The 17,919-nt window shown below is 69.9% G+C and carries 15 protein-coding genes; 6 read left to right on the top strand and 9 right to left on the bottom strand.

Going from position 1 to position 17,919, the window contains the following annotated elements:
• Positions 1–215: 215 nt before the first annotated feature.
• The 5 genes from fusA to K8638_RS07655 form a co-directional block, all read right to left on the bottom strand.
• Positions 216–2,291: an elongation factor G gene (gene fusA / locus K8638_RS07635; RefSeq protein ID WP_223753771.1), complete on the bottom strand. Its 2,076-nt coding sequence runs from the start codon at positions 2,289–2,291 to the stop codon at positions 216–218.
• Between the two features lie 145 nt (positions 2,292–2,436).
• Positions 2,437–2,907, bottom strand: coding sequence for a 30S ribosomal protein S7 (gene rpsG, locus K8638_RS07640; protein ID WP_044191600.1), 471 nt, complete (start codon positions 2,905–2,907; stop codon positions 2,437–2,439).
• Between the two features lie 154 nt (positions 2,908–3,061).
• The gene (gene rpsL / locus K8638_RS07645; RefSeq protein WP_223753772.1) at positions 3,062–3,433 is read right to left on the bottom strand and encodes a 30S ribosomal protein S12; all 372 of its coding nucleotides are present in this window, start codon (positions 3,431–3,433) and stop codon (positions 3,062–3,064) included.
• Between the two features lie 226 nt (positions 3,434–3,659).
• A complete protein-coding gene (rimI, locus tag K8638_RS07650) occupies positions 3,660–4,154 on the bottom strand; it encodes a ribosomal protein S18-alanine N-acetyltransferase (RefSeq protein WP_223753773.1) in 495 nt (164 codons plus the stop codon).
• Entirely contained in the window at positions 4,151–4,849 is a 699-nt protein-coding gene (locus K8638_RS07655; RefSeq protein ID WP_223753774.1) for a hypothetical protein, read from the bottom strand. The genes rimI and K8638_RS07655 overlap by 4 nt, the downstream gene beginning before the upstream one ends.
• A 114-nt stretch (positions 4,850–4,963) precedes the next feature.
• Here K8638_RS07655 and K8638_RS07660 point away from each other — a divergent pair, with 114 nt between their 5' ends.
• From K8638_RS07660 to K8638_RS07680, 5 genes are all read left to right on the top strand, one after another.
• Positions 4,964–6,130, top strand: coding sequence for a DnaJ C-terminal domain-containing protein (locus tag K8638_RS07660; RefSeq protein ID WP_223753775.1), 1,167 nt, complete (start codon positions 4,964–4,966; stop codon positions 6,128–6,130).
• Between the two features lie 88 nt (positions 6,131–6,218).
• On the top strand, positions 6,219–6,947 hold the full coding sequence (locus K8638_RS07665; protein ID WP_223753776.1) for a HEAT repeat domain-containing protein: 729 nt from the start codon (positions 6,219–6,221) through the stop codon (positions 6,945–6,947).
• 99 nt (positions 6,948–7,046) lie between these two features.
• Positions 7,047–8,735 (top strand): hybrid sensor histidine kinase/response regulator, encoded by a 1,689-nt coding sequence (locus tag K8638_RS07670; RefSeq protein ID WP_223753777.1) that lies wholly within the window; start codon positions 7,047–7,049, stop codon positions 8,733–8,735.
• A 75-nt stretch (positions 8,736–8,810) separates the two neighbouring features.
• A complete protein-coding gene (argS, locus tag K8638_RS07675; protein ID WP_223753778.1) occupies positions 8,811–10,532 on the top strand; it encodes an arginine--tRNA ligase in 1,722 nt (573 codons plus the stop codon).
• A gap of 82 nt (positions 10,533–10,614) precedes the next feature.
• The gene (locus K8638_RS07680; protein WP_225937113.1) at positions 10,615–13,104 is read left to right on the top strand and encodes a 1-acyl-sn-glycerol-3-phosphate acyltransferase; all 2,490 of its coding nucleotides are present in this window, start codon (positions 10,615–10,617) and stop codon (positions 13,102–13,104) included.
• Between the two features lie 61 nt (positions 13,105–13,165).
• Here K8638_RS07680 and K8638_RS07685 read toward each other — a convergent pair whose 3' ends face one another.
• A complete protein-coding gene (locus K8638_RS07685; protein ID WP_223753780.1) occupies positions 13,166–13,786 on the bottom strand; it encodes an Ig-like domain-containing protein in 621 nt (206 codons plus the stop codon).
• 31 nt (positions 13,787–13,817) lie between these two features.
• Between K8638_RS07685 and K8638_RS07690 the strand changes: the two genes are divergently transcribed.
• Positions 13,818–14,999 carry a lysostaphin resistance A-like protein gene (locus K8638_RS07690; RefSeq protein WP_370643931.1) on the top strand — a complete coding sequence of 394 codons (1,182 nt, stop codon included), beginning with the start codon at positions 13,818–13,820 and terminating at the stop codon, positions 14,997–14,999.
• A 26-nt stretch (positions 15,000–15,025) separates the two neighbouring features.
• Here K8638_RS07690 and K8638_RS44510 read toward each other — a convergent pair whose 3' ends face one another.
• The 3 genes from K8638_RS44510 to K8638_RS07705 all read right to left on the bottom strand — a co-directional run bounded on the left by K8638_RS44510 (position 15,026) and on the right by K8638_RS07705 (position 17,822).
• Positions 15,026–15,241, bottom strand: a complete 216-nt coding sequence (locus K8638_RS44510) for a DUF5818 domain-containing protein (RefSeq protein WP_169346016.1) — start codon at positions 15,239–15,241, stop codon at positions 15,026–15,028.
• Positions 15,238–17,028: a S8 family serine peptidase gene (locus tag K8638_RS07700; RefSeq protein ID WP_223753782.1), complete on the bottom strand. Its 1,791-nt coding sequence runs from the start codon at positions 17,026–17,028 to the stop codon at positions 15,238–15,240. Before K8638_RS07700 ends, K8638_RS44510 begins: the two co-directional genes overlap by 4 nt.
• A gap of 161 nt (positions 17,029–17,189) precedes the next feature.
• Positions 17,190–17,822 carry an alpha/beta hydrolase gene (locus tag K8638_RS07705; RefSeq protein ID WP_223753783.1) on the bottom strand — a complete coding sequence of 211 codons (633 nt, stop codon included), beginning with the start codon at positions 17,820–17,822 and terminating at the stop codon, positions 17,190–17,192.
• Positions 17,823–17,919 lie beyond the last annotated feature (97 nt).

Genomic DNA, 17,919 nt, shown 5'->3' on the forward strand with positions numbered 1-17,919 from the left:
TTGCCGTGGTCCACGTGTCCGATCGTGCCGATGTTCACGTGGGGCTTGCTACGGTCGAACTTCTCCTTGGCCATGACCTCTCCTCGCGGGGCAGCCGGTCAGCGACCCGGCGCGTTTCGAATTCCGGAAAACAACTGCGAAGGTGCTGCGTCCTGCTCCAAACCTGCAGCCACGTCAACTGAAATCGCCCGGCCGGCGTCCCGCCAGGCGCCACGTCACCGGTTGAGCGCCGTCTTCGGCGCGGGTGCGTAGTGACTGAACTGCATGGTGTAGGTCGCCCTTCCCTGGCTGCGGCTGCGCAGGTCGGTGGAGTAGCCGAACATGGCCGCCAGGGGTACCTGCGCCTGGATGGCCTGCACGCGGCCCGGCCGGGGCACCATGCCCAGCACCTTCCCCCGCCGGCCGTTCAGGTCGCCGATGACGTCGCCCATGAAGTCCTCGGGGGTGAGGATCTCACAGCTCATGATGGGCTCGAGCAGCACCGGCGAGGCGTTGCGCACGGCGTCCTTGAACGCCATGGAGCCGGCGATCTTGAACGCCATCTCGCTGGAGTCCACGTCGTGCATGGAGCCGTCGTAGGCCTCTACCTTCACGTCCACCATGGGGTAGCCGGCCACCGGGCCGTTCTGCATGGCCTCGGCGACGCCCTCCTTCACCGCATCCACGAACTCCTTCGTCACCACGCCGCCGGTGATCTTGTTGTCGAAGGAGAAGCCCTTGCCGGGCTCGTTGGGCATGACCCGCAGCCAGATGTGGCCGTACTGGCCCTTGCCGCCCGTCTGGCGGATGTACTTCCCCTCCTGCTCCATCTGGGCGGTGATGGTCTCCCGGTACGCCACCTGGGGCTTGCCGATGTTCGCGTCGACCTTGAACTCGCGCAGGAGCCGGTCGACGATGATTTCCAGGTGCAGCTCGCCCATGCCGGCGATGATGGTCTGCCCCGTCTCCTCGTTGGTCCTCACGCGGAAGGACGGGTCCTCCATCGCCAGGCGCTGCAGCGACTGGATGATCTTGTCCTGGTCCGCCGTCGACTTCGGCTCGATGGCGATGTCGATGACGGGCTCGGGGAACTCCATCCGCTCCAGGATGATGGGCTGCTTGTCGTCGCAGAGCGTGTCACCGGTGCTGGCCAGCTTCAGGCCCACCACGGCGCAGATGTCGCCGGCGAAGCACTCGGTGAGCTCGTCCTTCTTGTCCGCGCGCATCTGCACCAGGCGGCTGACGCGCTCGCGCTTGCCCTTCACCGAGTTCCACACCGCCGTGCCCGCCTCCAGGCGGCCGGAGTAGACGCGGAGGAACGTCAGCGTCTGCGACTGGAACGCGGGGTCGTTCATGATCTTGAACGCCAGCGCGCTGAAGGGAGCGTCGTCCCGCGTCTCGCGGATGGCGTCCTCGCCCTTGGGCGTCTTGCCGTGCACGGGCGGGATGTCCAGCGGGCTGGGCAGGTAGTCCACCACCGCGTCCAGCAGCGGCTGCACGCCCTTGTGGCGGAACGCCGAGCCGCAGAACACGGGGAACAGCTTCAGCCCCACGCAGCCCTTGCGGATGGCGCCGCGAATCTCTTCCTCGGTCAGCTCCTGGCCCTCCAGGAACTTCTCCGTCAGCGCGTCGTCCTGCTCGGCCGCGGCCTCCAGCAGCTCGCCCCGGGCCGCCTCCGCCGCCTCGCGGTACTCCTCGGGGATGTCCACCTCGTCAACGCGGCTGCCCAGTTCCGCTTCGGGGAACACCAGCGCCTTCATCTTCACGAGGTCGATGACGCCGCGGAGCTTGTCCTCCGAGCCCAGCGGGAGCTGCATGCGCACCGCGCGCGCGCCCAGCTTCTCCTTGATGGTGCCCACGGACATCTCGAAGTCCGCGCCCACCCGGTCCATCTTGTTGATGAAGCAGATGCGGGGGACCTTGTACTTGTCCGCCTGGCGCCACACCGTCTCGGACTGCGGCTCCACGCCATTCACACCGTCGAACACGGCGATGGCGCCATCGAGCACACGCAGGGAGCGCTCCACCTCGATGGTGAAGTCCACGTGTCCCGGGGTGTCGATGATGTTGACGCGGTAGCGCTGGTCGCGCCGCTGCCAGAAGGCGGTGATCGCGGCGGAGGTAATCGTGATGCCGCGCTCGCGCTCCTGGACCATCCAGTCAGTGGTGGTGGTCCCCTCGTGCACCTCGCCCATCCGGTGGATGGCGCCGGTGTAGAAGAGAATCCGCTCGGTGGTCGTCGTCTTGCCGGCATCGATGTGCGCCATGATGCCGATGTTGCGGTAGCGCTCGAGGGGATGCTCACGGGCCATGACTCAATACCTTTCCGAAGGAAGCGGGCGGGCCTTCAGGCCTCCTCACCCACCGGCCGGACGATTTCAGAGAACCTGATTCAACTAACAAAACCGCCCGGATGCAGCATCTGCATCCGGGCGGCAACCGCGAAGCCCCGAGGGCCTACCAGCGGTAGTGAGCGAAGGCCTTGTTGGCCTCCGCCATCTTGTGCGTGTCTTCACGCTTCTTCACCGCGTTGCCGCGGTTGTTGGCGGCGTCCATGATCTCGCCGGCCAGCTTCTCCTGCATGGTCTTCTCACCACGGGCCTTGGCGTAGCTGATGATCCAGCGCATGCCGAGGGCGACGCGGCGGTCCTGACGGACCTCGACGGGCACCTGGTAGGTGGCGCCACCGACGCGGCGGCTCTTGACCTCCAGCACCGGCTTGACGTTGTCGAGGGCCTTCTTGAAGGTCTTGAGGGGGTCCTCCTTCGCGCGCTCCTCGATGAGGGCGAAGGCGCCGTAGCACACGCCCTCCGCGATGGACTTCTTCCCCTTCCGCATCAGGTCGTTGACGAACTTGGTGACGAGCCGGTCCTGGAACTTCGGATCCGGGAGAATCTTGCGCTTGGCGACTACGCGACGGCGAGGCATCTCTTCTCTCTTCCCTTACGCCCCACTCCCCTCTCGGAGAGCATTCAACGGGGCTTCATGAACCGCTGTGAGGAACTGCCAGGGACGCTCCCCAGGGTGCGGGGCGAGACGTCCGACGAAACTGCGAAACGAAGGTGGTCCGCGTGACGAGCGATCAGCTCGGACGCTTGGCGCCGTACTTGGAGCGGCCCTGCTTGCGGCCCGCCACGCCCACGGAGTCCAGCGTGCCACGGATGATGTGGTAGCGGACGCCCGGGAGGTCCTTCACACGGCCGCCGCGAATCATCACCACCGAGTGCTCCTGGAGGTTGTGACCCACGCCGGGGATGTAGGACGTGACCTCGATCCCGTTGGTCAGACGAACACGGGCCACCTTGCGGAGGGCCGAGTTCGGCTTCTTCGGGGTCGTGGTGTACACGCGCGTGCACACGCCACGCTTCTGGGGGGACTCCTTGAGGGCCGGGCTCTTGCCCTTGATGACGAGCTTCTCGCGGCCCTTGCGAACCAGCTGGCTGATGGTCGGCAACTGATACCTCTTCTTCGGGTTTGGCCGCCGCCAGAGACACGAGGCGGCGCATATCTACCTACAGGACTACGGAAAGGGCCGCGAGTATAGGGAGGGACCCCTCCGTGTCAAGCACGGCCTGACCCTTGCCTATGAACCGGCAGAGGTCCGCGGGTCCATTCCCCGACACCCGAGAGGCCGGAGCATGGCTGCTCTACAGCGGGGCGCGGCTCTACTCCGGGTGAGGCTAGAAGTCGAGGACCATCACGATGGCGTCCTCACCCTCGTCCACGTAGTAGTTCGGCCGGACGCCCACCGGCCGGAAGCCCAGCGAGCGGTAGAGCTGGAGGGCCGCCTCATTGCTGCGGCGCACCTCCAGGGTGGCGAGCGTGCAGTGCCGGGCCTTCCCCCGGGCCAGCACCTCGTCCATCACCGCCCGGGCCACCCCCCGGCGCCGGTGCTCCGGCGCGGTGGCCACGTTCAGCACGTGGACCTCGTCGTGGACGATCCAGAAGATGGCGAGCCCCAGCAGCACCGGGGCGCCCGCCCCCCGCTCCTCCTCCACCAGGAGGATGGTGGACCACTCGTGCTGCAGCTCCCGCTGGAGCAATTCCGGCGACCACGGGTTCTTGAAGGACTGCTTCTCCAGCGCCATCACCGCCGGCATGTCCTCCACCGTCATCTGGCGGATGAGGAAGTCATGCTTCGCCCTCGGCGCGGAGTCGTCGCGCATCCGCCTCATCGCCGCGCCTCCCGGGTGAAGGGGGCCACGCGGCGCACCTGCGCCGAGGCCCGCACCTGCGCCAACTCCTCCGCCGCCAGCGCTCCGTAACGCTCCCTCACCAGCTTCTCCCGAATGGCGGCGCGCACCGACTCGTAGTCCGCCGGGTACTCGTTCACGTGCTGCTCGTAGTGGCGCCGGACCTCCGTCTCGCCCACCTGGGCCCGGAGCCGGATGCGGCTGTCGAGGATGCGCTCCGCCCTCAAGCCCCGGGCCAGCACCCCCTCCAGCTCCTCCTGAGACACGTCATGCGCGGCGAGGAAGCGCCGCAGGGCCGCCTCGCCCCCGACGCGGGCCTGGAACGCGACCAGCCGCGCCTGCACCTCCGTGGGCTCGGCGGGGAACGCCTGGAGGCGGTCCGCGTTCAGCACCTGGAGCCGCTGGTTGATGATCAGCTCCAGGGCCCCCCGGAGCGTGTCCTCGTCGAGCGGAGCCTCCAGGGCCTGTACGCCTCCCCGCTGCACGAGCGCCACCCGGGCCTCGAACCGCAGCTCGCTCAGCGTGAGCACCTGTCCCTCGACGACGGCGACCACACGGTCGACGACCCGGCCCCCGGCCTCGGGGGGGGGCTCGGCCCGGGCCCCCACGGCGGGCGCGAGCAGGAGCCAGCCCGCCAGCCACAGGGTCCCCGCTCCAACCTGGCGCGGCGCTGACATGGCCTCCCTCATCTTCTTCCGGCGACTTTATACATCTTCCGCCAACCGGACACTCCGTGCTGGCGCGCTCCCACCGGCTGGTTACGTTCAGTCAGGTACATCAGGCGGGAACAAATGGCGGACGACTATTATCAGATTCTCGGCGTCGACCGGACGGCCTCCGCGGAGGACGTGAAGAAGGCGTACCGCAAGCTCGCGCGCAAGTACCACCCGGACGTCAATCCGGGGAACAAGGCGGCCGAGGACAAGTTCAAGCAGGTCAGCTCGGCCTTCGAGGTGCTGTCGGACCCGAAGAAGCGCAAGCTCTACGACGAGTTCGGCCCCGACGCGGAGAAGATCGGCTTCGACGAGAAGAAGGCGGAGGCCTACCGCGCCTACAAGTCCGCGGCCTCGAGCGGCGGCGCGGGCGGCATCCCCTTCGGCGCCGAGGGCTTCGACCTGGGCGACCTCTTCAGCGACCTCTTTGGCGGACGGGGCGGCGGCGCGGGCTTCGGAGGGGTGGACCCCAACGATTTCATGGGCGGCCGGCGGGGCCGGAGCGCGGGGCCAGAGCGCGGCGAGGACCTGGCGGCCCGCGTCCAGCTCTCCCTGGCGGAGGCCGTGTCGGGCACGGAGCGGACCCTCTCCCTCAGCCGGCCCGGGCGCTGCTCGGCGTGCAGCGGCCGGGGGGACTCCGGGCGCATGGGCACCTGTCCCACCTGTTCCGGCACCGGCAGGGCCCGCAGGGCGGGCCTGTTCGGGGGCAATGCCGTGTGCCCCAACTGCCAGGGCACCGGGCGGGCCCTGGAGGCCTGCCCCCAGTGCGGCGGCTCCGGAATCAAGGAGGAGTCCACCCGGCTGACGGTGAAGATTCCCGCCGGGGTGCAGACGGGCTCCAAGGTGCGGCTGGCCGGACAGGGCGCCGCCGGCTCCCGGGGCGGTCCTCCGGGCGACCTCTACATCGAGACGGAGGTCGCCGATCACCCCCTGGTGCGCCGCGAGGGGGACGACCTGCACATCGACCTGCCGGTGACGGTACCCGAGGCGCTCCTGGGCGCTGACGTGCGCGTGCCCACCTTCCAGGGTGAGGTGACGGTGAAGGTGCCCCCGGGGTCGCAGTCCGGACGGCGCATGCGCCTGAAGGGGCGTGGCGTCCCCTCCCTCAAGGGCGGTTCACCGGGCGACCTCTACCTGCACCTCCAGGTCAAGGTCCCCGAGGAAGCCACCGACGAGGCCCGGGCCGCCGCCGAGGCACTCTCTCGCGCCTACCGGGGAGATGTCCGCCGGGAGCTGACGCTCTGACCCTCTTGTCTCTTGTCCCGGGCGCCGCCACGGCATAGACGGCGCCTCCCACCTTCACGCTTCCGCAGGAAACGGAGCAGACGCGCACATGGGCCTCTTCGACATCTTCACGGGCGGCTCGGGCCCGGACAAAGCCCTCAAGCTCAAGCCCAGGGTGACCCAGAAGTACGGGGACCCCTCGACGCGGCAGAAGGCCATCGAGCAGCTCGGGGAGATGCGCATTCCCGAGGCCGTCGGCGTGTTGCTCAGCCGCTTCACCATCACCGTGGACCCGCTCACCACGGACGCGGACGAGAAGGAGCGCACGTTCGACCTCATCAAGGGCTTCGGCCAGGAGGCCGTGCCCCCCATCATCGACTTCCTCCGCACCAGTGAGCAGGCCGCGTCCTGGGCCCTGCGGCTGCTGGGGGACCTCGTTCCCGAGGACCAGGTCATCGCCACCTGCGTGAGCGCGCTCCAGCACCTGTCCGCCCACTACACGCGAAACCCGGAAAAGAAGGTCGTCCTCCTCCACCACGTCACCGGGAAGCAGGACCCGCGCATTCCCCCGGCGGTGATGCCCTTCCTGGAGGACATGGGGGACGACGTGAAGATCGCCGCCCTCAAGGCGCTCGGCTCCTTCAAGTACGAGCCGGCGCGCGAGCCCATGCTGAAGCTGCTCACCGCCGAGGACACGGCCCGCCGGGTGCAGACCGCCGCCCTGGCCGCGCTCGCCGAGGCGGGGTTCTCCGCGGACGGCTACCGCGAGAAGGTGGAGCCGCTCCTGGTGGAGCCGTACACCCTGGGTCAGGACGGCCGCATCCAGCGCCGGGCCTGAGGCGGGCCTGTCGGGCAGGCGACACGGCCAGTGTCCTCCGGAAGGCCCCTTCAGCGGGGGCCGTTCCCACGCGCGCGGGACTTGAAGCAGGATTCCAACGTGCGCTCGAAGAAGAAGGGGCCGCTGGCCGAAGTCGTACCGCTGCGTCCCGTCGCGAAGAAGCCCGCCCGGCGGGCGGTGAAGCCGGCCCCGCCGGTGGATGCCGACGCCGCAAACCGCGCCCTGCTGGAGATGGCGCGCCACCTGACGGACAACGCGGGGCCCACGGAGGCCCTGCGCTCCCACCTGCAGACCCTCCACGCGCTGCTGAAGCCGAAGGTCTGCTACGTGGCCCGCCACTTCCCCTCCCGTGAGCAGCTCCACGTCGAGCACGTGCGCGGCCGCTATGACGACCGCGTCACCGCCGCCGTCCCCGGCGAGGGCGTGGTGGGACGCGCCTTCTCCCAGAAGACGCTCCTGCGCGAGGCCGACACCGTGGCCGTCCCGCTGGAGGGCTCCCACGGCGTCACCGGCGTGCTGGTGGTGCTGGGCGCGCGGCGCGAGCCTTCCGACACCCTGCTCCAGTCGCTGGCCGCCCAGCTCACCGCCGCCTACGAGGTGGCGCGCCTGCGCGACGACAGCGCCCGCCGCAACAAGGACCTGCAGACGGCCATCGCCGGCCTCAAGAGCCTGGAGCAGAACCGCGAGGAGCTGCTCGGCAACGTCTCGCATGACTTGAAGAACCCGCTCACCACCATCAAGTCCTACCTGGCCATGATGGGGCGCGAGAAGCTGGGGCCCCTGACGGACTCCCAGCGCCGCGCGGTGCAGATCTGCGACCGGAACTCGGACCGCATGCTGCGCATGGTGAATGATTTGCTGCTCATGTCCCGGCTCCAGTCCGGGAAGATGCAGCTCAACCAGCGCCCCTTCGGCCTCAAGGCGGTGGCCGAAGAGGTGGTGCGCGGCCTGGGCGCCCTCGCGGAGCACTGCAAGGTGCGGGTGGTGATTCCGCCCTGCTCCGAGGTCTTCGTCCGTGGAGACCGCGAGCGCATCGCCGAGGCCATCCACAACCTCGTGGAGAACGGCATCCACCACAGCGAGGCGGACGACACCGTGGAGGTGCGCGTGTCCGCCGAGGACGGGCTGGCCACCCTGACGGTGAAGGACAGCGGCCCGGGCATGTCCGCCGAGGCGCTGGAGCACGTATTCGACGCCTTCTACCGGGCGCAGCCGGGCATGCCCCGGCCGCCGGGCGCGGGCCTGGGGCTGCCGCTGGTGGGGAAGATTGTCGCCCTGCACGGCGGGCGCATGGAGTCCTCCAGCGTGCTCGGCGAGGGGAGCACCTTCCAGATGGTGCTGCCCATGTTCGCCGGGGCCGTCAGCGCGCCGGACATCGCCCAGACGGCGCCCAAGTCCGGCGGCATCCTCCTGGTGGAGGACGACGCCGACTGCCGCGAGGTCCTCCAGCAGGTGCTGGAGCAGGAGGGCTACCGGGTGATGGCCACGTCGGGAGCCTCGGAGGCGCGCTCCATCCTGTCCCACATCCGCCCGGCCATGGTGCTGCTCGACCTGCGGCTGAGCGAGGAGGATGGGCGCTCGGTGCTGCGCTTCATCCGGGGCACCGAGTCGCTCGCCGACATCGTCGTGTACATCATCTCGGGAGCCAGCGAGATGGCGTCCCTCACCTCGGGCCAGGGCCTGGAGCGCATCGACGGCTTCTTCGAGAAGCCGCTCCAGCTCCCCAAGCTGCTGGACACCGTGGCGGCGGTGGTGCGCCCCAGCCGCCGGGCACCGGCCGTACCCTGAGTGACGGAAGAACCCCGGGCGCGAACAAGGGTGGCCGGAAGCCACCTCGGTTTGTCTAGTATCCCGCGCGTTCCCATGAGCTCCTCCGTCTACTCCCGATACCGAGCCTCATTCGCCCAGGCGCTCGCCAGTGCCCTGGGCATGCCAGCCTCCGAGGTGGAGGCCCAGGTCAAGCCCGCCGAGCCGGCCCATGGTGACCTGAGCTTCGCCACCTTCCCCCTGGCCAAGGCCCAGAAGAAGGCGCCGCCCGCCATCGCGGCCGGGCTCGCCCAGTCGCTCAGCGTGCCGGGGCTGGACATCCAGGCGGTGGGCCCCTACGTCAACGCCCGCTTCCCCCCCCTGCCCTTCACGGCGGAGGTCATCGACGCCGCGCGCTCGGCGGGCCTGGCCTACGGCGGAGACGCGGACGCGGGCCGCGGGAAGACGGTGGTCATCGACTACTCGTCGCCCAACATCGCCAAGCCCATCGGCTTCCACCACATCCGCACCACGTTCCTCGGCCACTGCATCGCCAACATCTACCGGGCGCTGGGCTGGCGGGTGGAGGGCATCAACTACCTGGGTGACTGGGGCAAGCAGTTCGGCCTCGTCGCGGTGGGCTTCCAGGAGTACGGCGACCCGGCGCGCATCGACGACATGGCGCACCTGGTGGAGGTGTACGTCAAGGCCAACAAGCGCGCCGAGGCGGAGCCCGCCTTCGACGAGAAGGCCCGCGAGTTCTTCCGCCGCATGGAGGCCGGTGACGCCAAGGCCCTGGAGCTCTGGAACCAGTTCCGGGAGACGAGCCTCAAGGGCTTCCGGCAGATCTACGCGCGGATGGGCATCGAGTTCGAGCACATCGAAGGCGAGAGCCGCTACCAGGGGAGGATGGACGCGGTCATCGACCAGATCGCGAAGAAGCCGGGCGTGAAGGAGTCGCAGGGCGCGCTGGTGGTGGACCTGCCCTACGCGGAGAACGAGCCGCCCATCCTGCTGAAGAAGAACGACGGCAGCACGCTGTACGCCACGCGCGACCTGGCCGCGGCGCAGGACCGGTACGAGCGTTTCCACTTCGACAAGTCGCTGTACGTCGTGGCGCAGGACCAGGCGCTCCACTTCCGCCAGGTCTTCCGCACCCTGAAGGAGATGGGCCTGCCCTGGGCGGACCGGGTGGTGCACGTGGCCTTCGGCCGCATCCACGGCATGAGCACGCGCAAGGGCCAGGTGGTGCAGCTCAACGACGTGCTGGACGAGGCGAAGGAGCGCGCCGCCGCCAAGGTGCGGGAGAACATCGAGGACGGCCGCATCCAGACGGCGGACGCGGACCAGCTCTCCGAGCAGATTGGCCTGGGCGCCATCGTCTTCGGCGACCTGAAGCACAAGCGCGCCAGCGACTACACCTTCGACTGGGACGAGGTGCTCAGCTTCGAGGGCCACACCGGCCCCTATCTCCAGTACGCGCACGCGCGCACCGTGAACGTGCTGCGCAGGGGCGGCGGCGCGCCGGCCACCTACGACGCGGCCCTGCTGACGCTCCCCGAGGAGCAGGCCCTGCTGCGCGAGCTGATGCGCCTGCCCGAGGTGGTGCGCGACGCGGCCGAGCAGTACGAGCCGAGCCTCGTCGCGCGCCTGCTGCTGGACGTGGCCGCCGCGTTCAGCCGCTACTACACGCTGGGCAACCAGGAGCGCGACAAACGCATCGTCCTGGACGGCAATGACGCGCTGCGTACCGCGCGGCTCGCCCTCACGGACGCGACGCGGGTTACGCTGGCCGCGGGATTGACGCTGCTGGGCATTCCGACGCCGGACAACATGTAGCCGGGGGGCTAGCGTGGATACCGTGCTGACTCAGACTGGGAATCATCAGGGAGAGGCCTCGCTGAAGGAGGAGTTCGGCCCCATGGGCCGGGCGCTCGGGGCCCGCTACCTGGACGGAGTGCACTTCTCCTCGGAGACGGAGGAGGAGCTGCGCTCGCTGCACGCCCGGGGCTTCGTGGTGCACGTGATGCGCACCACCGCCTGGGTGAACTTCCTCTACCTGACGTGGGCCATGGTGCGCCGGGCCCTGCCGCCCGTACGCGCCGTGGTGAACCTGCGGCCGTGGTTCACCCGCCCCTGGCGGCAGACGAAGCACCGCGGCGACTTCGCGGAGCGCTTCGAGTACGCGAGGCGGAGCGGCGGCAGCGGGCTCGTCTTCCTGCGCCGCACGGCCCTCCTGGCCCCTTCGGGGAAGGAGACCCTCGAGGACCCCTTCCCCACCCTCGTGGCCATGGCGCGCCAGTCCGACCGGCCGGTGTACCTGGTGCCGGAGCTGTTCGTCTGGGAGAAGCGCACCGCGCGCCTCAAGCCCAACTGGGTGGACATCGTGTTCGGAAGCCCCGAGGCCCCGGGCTTCCTGCACTCGATGCTGGCCTTCTTCCGCAACTACAAGCGCGCGCAGTTCCGGGTGGGCGAGCCCATCGACCTGCGGCGCTTCGTGGAGCAGAACCCGCAGGACTCGGACGAGGTGCTGGCGCGCAAGGTGCGCGGCGCGCTCCACGTCCACCTGGCCCGTGAGACGCGCGCGGTGTTCGGCCCGCCCGTGAAGCCCGCGACGCGGGTCATCGACGAGACGCTGCGCGACCGGCAGCTGCGCAAGGCGCTGGACGAAGTCGCGGCCGCCTCGAACCGGAAGCCGGAGAGCGTGCTGCGCGAGGCGCGGCGCAACCTGGAGGCCATCGCCGCCCGGCCCAGCCCCACCACGCTGGCCTTCGTGGCGCCCGCGCTGGAGTGGGTGTTCAACCGCATCTACGACGGCATGCACATCGACGAGGCGGGCCTGCACCGCGCGCTCAAGGCGGCCGGCCGGGCCCCCATCGTCCTGTGCCCCAGCCACAAGAGCCACGTGGACTACCTGGTGATGAGCTGGGTGCTGTGGAACCGCGGCTACGCGGTGCCGCTGGTGGCCGCGGGCGCCAACCTCTCCTTCTGGCCGCTGGGCCCCATCTTCCGCCGCTGCGGCGCCTTCTTCCTGCGCCGCTCGTTCAAGGGCGACAAGATCTACGCGGCGACCTTCAAGGCGTACGTGCGCAAGCTGGTGCACGACGGCACCCACCAGGAGTTCTTCCCCGAGGGCGGCCGCTCGCGCACGGGCAAGCTGCTGACGCCCAAGCTGGGCATGTTCACCTGGCAGGTGGAGTCCGTGCTGGAGGGCGCGCGCAACGACCTGCTCTTCGTCCCGGTGGCCATCGACTACGAGAAGGTCGTGGAGTCCGGCAGCTACTCGAAGGAGCTGGCCGGCGGGGAGAAGAAGCCGGAGGACCTCAAGGCCCTCTTGAGTACCCCCAAGGTGCTAGCGGCCCGTTACGGGCGAATCCACCTGAGCTTCGACGAGCCCATCTCGCTCCGGGAGTTCATGCAGGCGCGCGGGCTCAACCCCGACGAGCCGGTGACGGATGAGCAGAAGAAGGGCCTGGTGCGCGCGCTGGGCAACCGGGTGATGTACGGCATCAGCAAGGTGTCCACGGTGACGCCGCACGCGCTGGTCAGCACGGCCCTGCTGGCGCACCGCCGGCGCGGACTGGCGCAGCGGGAGCTGACGGACCGCATCGGCATCCTCCGCCGCATCGCCCTGGAGGACGGCGCGCCGCTGTCCGTCGAGCTGCGCAACGCCCCCAGCAACCCGGAGACGATGGGACCCATCCAGGATGCCATGCGCACCTTCATCTCCGACGAGATGGTGCGCACGCAGGAGGCGCGCGGCGAGGTCATCTACCAGGTGGAGGACTCGCGCCGGGCGGAGATGTCCTTCTACAAGAACACGCTGATGAACCTGGTAGCCGCGCGCAGCCTCGTGGCCAACGCGATGCTGGCGAGCGGCGCCCCCGCCCCGTACGACACGGTGAAGGCGCGCGCGCTGTTCCTGTCGCGCCTCTTCAAGGTGGAGTTCATCTACCGGGTGGGCACCACCTTCGACACCATCTTCGCCGACACGGTGGAGCGGCTGGTGCGCATGGGCATCCTCATGCACGAGGGCGACACGCTGAAGCTGGCGCCCGAGGGTCATGCTCGCCCGGACCTGGAGTTCCTGGCGGACCTGCTGCGCGACTACCTGGAGTCGTACCTGCTGGCGGCCATGACGCTGCACGACGTGGCCTCTGGCGCGGCCGAGGACCGCAAGAGCTTCATCAAGCTGGCGATGGAGACGGGCCGCGCGGAGTACCACGCGGGCCGCATCACCGCCGCCGAGTCGCTGGCCAAGGTGACGCTGGAGAACGCGGTGGCGTTCCTCCAGGACCAGAAGTTCCTCACCGAAAAGGACAAGAAGCTCGAGCTGGGCCTGGCCGCCCAGGACGCTGGCGCGCGCACGCAGCTCGCCGACGACATCCGCGAGTACCTCAAGCGGGCGTGACGCTCTAAGGTACGCGGCGGGCGCGTGTCATCGCGTCCGCCGTGCGCCCCTCCCCCGTGTCTCAGGGGCCGCTGGTGGTGCGGAAGGCCACGCGCACCTCGGCGGTCAGCGGGTTGCCTTCCAGGTCCAAGAGGCTGTCGCGCAGCACCAGCGTGTAGGACGTGCCCGGCTGGAGCGCGGAGCCCTCCGCCGCCGTGGCCTCCACGGTGTACGGGACGTCCCCTCGCTCCACGTCCTCTTCCAGCTCCGGCACGGCGGGCGCGGTGAGGGTGAGCGCCACCTCGTCCCGGCCGGCGAATACCGCGATGCCCGGGCGCAGGGTGCTCGGGTCCATCGTCTCGGAGAAGGTGATGCGCAGCGTGCCGTCCGGCGCCACCGTGCCTCCCGCGACGGGCGTGGTGGACTCGAAGCCCACGTCCTGCCCGGTGACGAGCTCGAAGGCGTTGAGGCCCAGGTACTGGACGATGCGCCGGCGCGGCAGCAGCACCGGGTCTTCCGGCGTGGTGCCACGCCACGCGCGGATCTGGTACGCCTGCGCCTCGGTGGGCGCCTCCACCTGGAATGCCGCCGCGTGCGACGTCCCCCCGCCCAGACAGAGCCCCAGGGCTCCCAGGGCCGTCAGGGGTTGGAAGAACTTCCGCCACGTCCGCCGCGCTGTTCGAGCCAGGATGAAGGACGTCAAGATGTCGACATTATAGGAAGGAGACGAACCGGTGGAAGATTCCGCTCCCAGCGACTCACAGCCGCCCGAACCTCCGGAGCCACGGGCTCCGCCGACGAGTCCGCGCGTGCTGGCCCTGGGCGGAGGGGCGCTCGCGCTGGCGCTCTTCGTCACCGTGGGCGGCTTCGTGCAGTTCATCAACCCGGCCTTCGGCATCTGGTTCACGGAGCTGTTCGTCTTCCTGGCGCTGGGCTGGGTGCTGCTGCGCTACACCGGGTGGCGGCCCACCGTGTACACGGGGCTGTCGCCGGTGCCCCGCGCGCCCCTCCTCTTCGGCTTCCTGCTGGGCGTGGCCAACTTCTTCGCGCTGGTGGTGCCCATCCAGTACGCGGCCCAGCTCGTCGCGCCCGAGTGGCTGACGAAGATGTTCGACGGCTCGCGCCTCTTCGAGGAACAGACCTCCCTGGAGCTGGCCATCATCCTCACGGGCGTGACGGTGGCGGCGCCCCTGTGCGAGGAGTTCTTCTTCCGGGGCATCTTCCAGAAGGGCCTGACACCCGCGTCCCCGGCCTCCCCGGCACGAGCGCTGGTGATGTCCGCCGTGGTGTTCAGCGCGTTCCACCTGGACCCGGTGGGCTTCGCGGCCCGCGTGGAGCTGGGGCTGCTCTTCGGGTGGCTCTTCCTGCGCACCGGCTCGCTGTGGCCGAGCATCGGCGCGCATGCGGCCAACAACCTCGTGTCCTCCACGCTCTTCCTCGTGGCGAAGGCGCTGGGCCAGGAGGCCACCGACGAGCAGACGGACCCGCGCGCCGTGGCGGCGCTGGCGGGCCTGGGGTGGGTGGGGCTGATGGGGCTGCTGACCGCCGCGCGCCACTACCCCTTTATCTGGGGAGGAGCCCCCCGGCCCCCGGAGGCGGATGCTCGCGAGTCCGGGCCGGAGACCTCGCTGACGACGCTCCTGCTGCCCTGGGTGGTGGGCGCCACGGTGGCGCTGGGAGTGCTGGCGGCCGTGGACGCCCGCGGAATCTCCCTCAACTTCCACGATGCCAGGCACCCGCTGCCCGTGCTCGAGAAGGACGCGCCCCCTGGACTCCATGCCGAGCGCGAAGCGCTGAACTCGCTCCGAGCCGCCGCGCGCCGGGGAGACGTGCCGATGGAGGCGTACCACGAGGAGCGGGAGCGGCAGATTCAGGCGCACCGCCGGGCCCTGGGGCTGCCGAAGCAGAAGCCCTGACCCGGCGGCGCCCTGCCCGCGCCGCTTCAGACGAAGCGGTACGAGCTGACGTGGAACACGGGGCCCACCATGGCGCTGGTGAGCATGTCCCGGTCCACGTGGCCCTCGGCCTCGATGCGCTGGCCGTCCTTCTTGATCTTCCTGTCGCCGCCGGCGAGCTGGTACGTCGTGCCGTCGTCCCCCTCCAGCACCCAGACGCCCGTCTCGATGTCGCGGAAGACGACGCGGCCGGTGAGCTTCACAGCTCCTCCTTCTTGAGCATCGCGCGGGCGATGACGAGGCACACGACGGTGTTGAAGCCCAGCCAGGGCTTCGCCAGGAAGGTGAAGGGCATCCACGCCAGCGCCGGGGCCCCCGCCCACGCCGAGTAGGCCAGGAAGCCCGCGAAGCCGAGCGCCAGGCCGCCGGTGGCCGCGCGCAGGCCCCGCCACTTGATGGCCGGCAGCGAGAGCAGCAGCGGGATGAGCGCGCTGTAGAACAGCGGGCTCACCGTCTTCCCGCGGCCGAAGATGATGCGCTCCCAGTCGGGGATGGGCAGCGAGGCCACCTGTACCACCTCACCCGCCGCGCCTTCCGCGCCACCGAACCAGCTGCGCAGGAAGAAGGCGCCCACCGTGGACAGCAGCAGCGGCACCAGGAAGGCGGGCTTCAGCAGCACGTTGAGGTAGCCCGGCCGCGCGCGCCCGCGCAGCGTCAGCAGGATGAACGCCAGCAGCGCCAGCGCCCAGTACAGCGGCGGCCACTGAGACATGCCACCGCGCGCCGCCGCCAGCGACGCCTCCGCGTTCAGCAGGCCGTGGCCGTACTGCTCGGTCCACGCCTGGCCGGCCATCTTCTTCGCGCCGGCGTACAGCGCCTTCTCCACCTCGTCCGGCCCCTTGGCTCCGGCCGCATACAGCATGGCGGCCACCGCGGCCACGTGCGGGGTGGCCATGCTGGTGCCCTGGTAGGACGCATAGACGGAGCGCGCCGGGTCTCTCGGGTCGATGGTGTTCTGCAGCACGCCGCCCTGGTCGCCGCGGCGCTTGTCACCACCCGGCGCGGCGATGTCCAGCTCCTTGCCGTAGGACGAGTACGGAGCCAGCGTGCCGTCCGGCCCCACCGCCGACACCGCCACCGCGCCCGGGTAGGCCGCGGGGTACTCCACCCGCGCGCGACCGCCGTTGCCGGCCGCGGCCACCACGGTGACGCCCTTCTTGCGCGCGTACTCCACCGCGCTGGCCATCACCTGCGAGTACCCGCCACCACCCAGCGACATGTTGATGACGTTGGCGCCCTTGTCGGCCGCGAAGCGGATGGCGTCCGCGATGTCCGCCGTGGTGCCGCCGCCGAAGTGGTTGAGCACCTTGACCGGCATCAGCGTCGCCTCGAAGGCCACGCCCGCCACGCCCTCCTTGTTGTTGGTGGCCTGGGCGATGGTGCCCGCCACGTGCGTGCCGTGGCCGTGGTCGTCGTTGGCGTGCTCGTCGTCGTTCACGAAGTCGAAGCCCTTGACGAACTTCACGCCCTTCAGGTCCGGCACCTGCTTGAACTCGTCGTGGTCCTCGTACGCGATGCCGGTGTCGAGCACCGCCACCACCACGCCCTTGCCCCGGTTGCGCTCCCAGGCCATGGGCATGTCAATCATCTTCAGGTTCCACTGCTCGGAGTAGCGCGGGTCGTTCGGCGTGTAGCTGGCGCGGACCTCCATCAGCGGCTCGGCGGCCTCCACCTCGGGGTGCTGGCGGATGCGAGCCAGCACGCCCTCGACGTCGTCCACGCCCACCGCCAGGGTGAGGGCCTCGTCGGCGCTCTCCACGGAGTTGAGCTCCAGGTCGACGCCCCAGTCCGCCTCCCAGGCGTCGAAGTCCGCCTTGGTGGTGCCGTCCTTGAAGTCGACGACGATGGCGTTCTCCACCACGTCCATCGGGTCGAGCGCCAGCGCCTCCGCGGGAGGCAGCGCCTCCTGCTCCCGCGAGGGAGGTGTGCACGCGGTCGCCAGCGTCACGGCCAGTACCGCGCCACCCAGGGTCCTTCGCACCATCCGCATCGGGCTACTCCTCAGGCACAGGGCACGCTTCAGAAGACCCCTACGAACGAACGGCGGAACGATTGGGTCTGCACTCACAGTCTGTATGCCCCCTCTCCCGGCGTGCAAGGGCGAGGGGATGAAGAAACGTGAAGAAGTCCACGGGGTTGCGCGGGCATCGGTCATCCGCCGGAGAGCCGGCGCAGCCAGGCGGCCACGGCCCGTCCGACCTGGGGGAGGTTGCGCTGGAAGGTAGGGCCGGCATCGTCGATGACCTCTAAATCGCCCCCTGCCTGGGCGACAGCGGCGGACATCCTGGCGCGCGGCAGGCGGGCATCCTCCTCGCCCTGCACCACCAGGAGCGGGCACGCCACCCGGGCCAGTACCTCCGGGGAGATGTCCGCCGGCGCCACCAGACACAGCCCGCCCACGGAGGGGTACTTCGCCTGGAGCGCCAGGGCCACCTGGGCCCCGCCATGGAACGTGGCCACCGCCACCGCCGAGGTGCCCGTGTTCTCCATCAGCATGCGCATGGCCGCCTCGGCGTCCTCCAGGAGCGCCAGGTCCCTGCCCCGCTGGCCCTGGCTGGCCCCCACGCCCCGGTGGTTGAAGCGCAGCGTGGGGAAGCCCGCATTGGCCGCGGCCCACACCAGCTCCGACGCGATGACGTGGTCCATGCCGCCCCCCTCGTCTGGACGGGGTGGAATGACCAGCAGCGGTGGGACCCGGCTCCCCCGGTGCCAGGTGCCCTCCATCACCTCGCGGCCCACGGGGACCAGCGTGGCGCGCTCCAGGAACTGACCTTTCTGGACCATGCTCCCACCTTAATGCGTCGGGTGTGGGATGGCCTCGGCCCGCTCTTGGGCTACACCCGCCCACACGAAATCGTCCGCTCCCACGCAACTTCCACCG

Source organism: Myxococcus sp. RHSTA-1-4 (genome assembly GCF_020037125.1).
Taxonomy (GTDB): domain Bacteria; phylum Myxococcota; class Myxococcia; order Myxococcales; family Myxococcaceae; genus Myxococcus.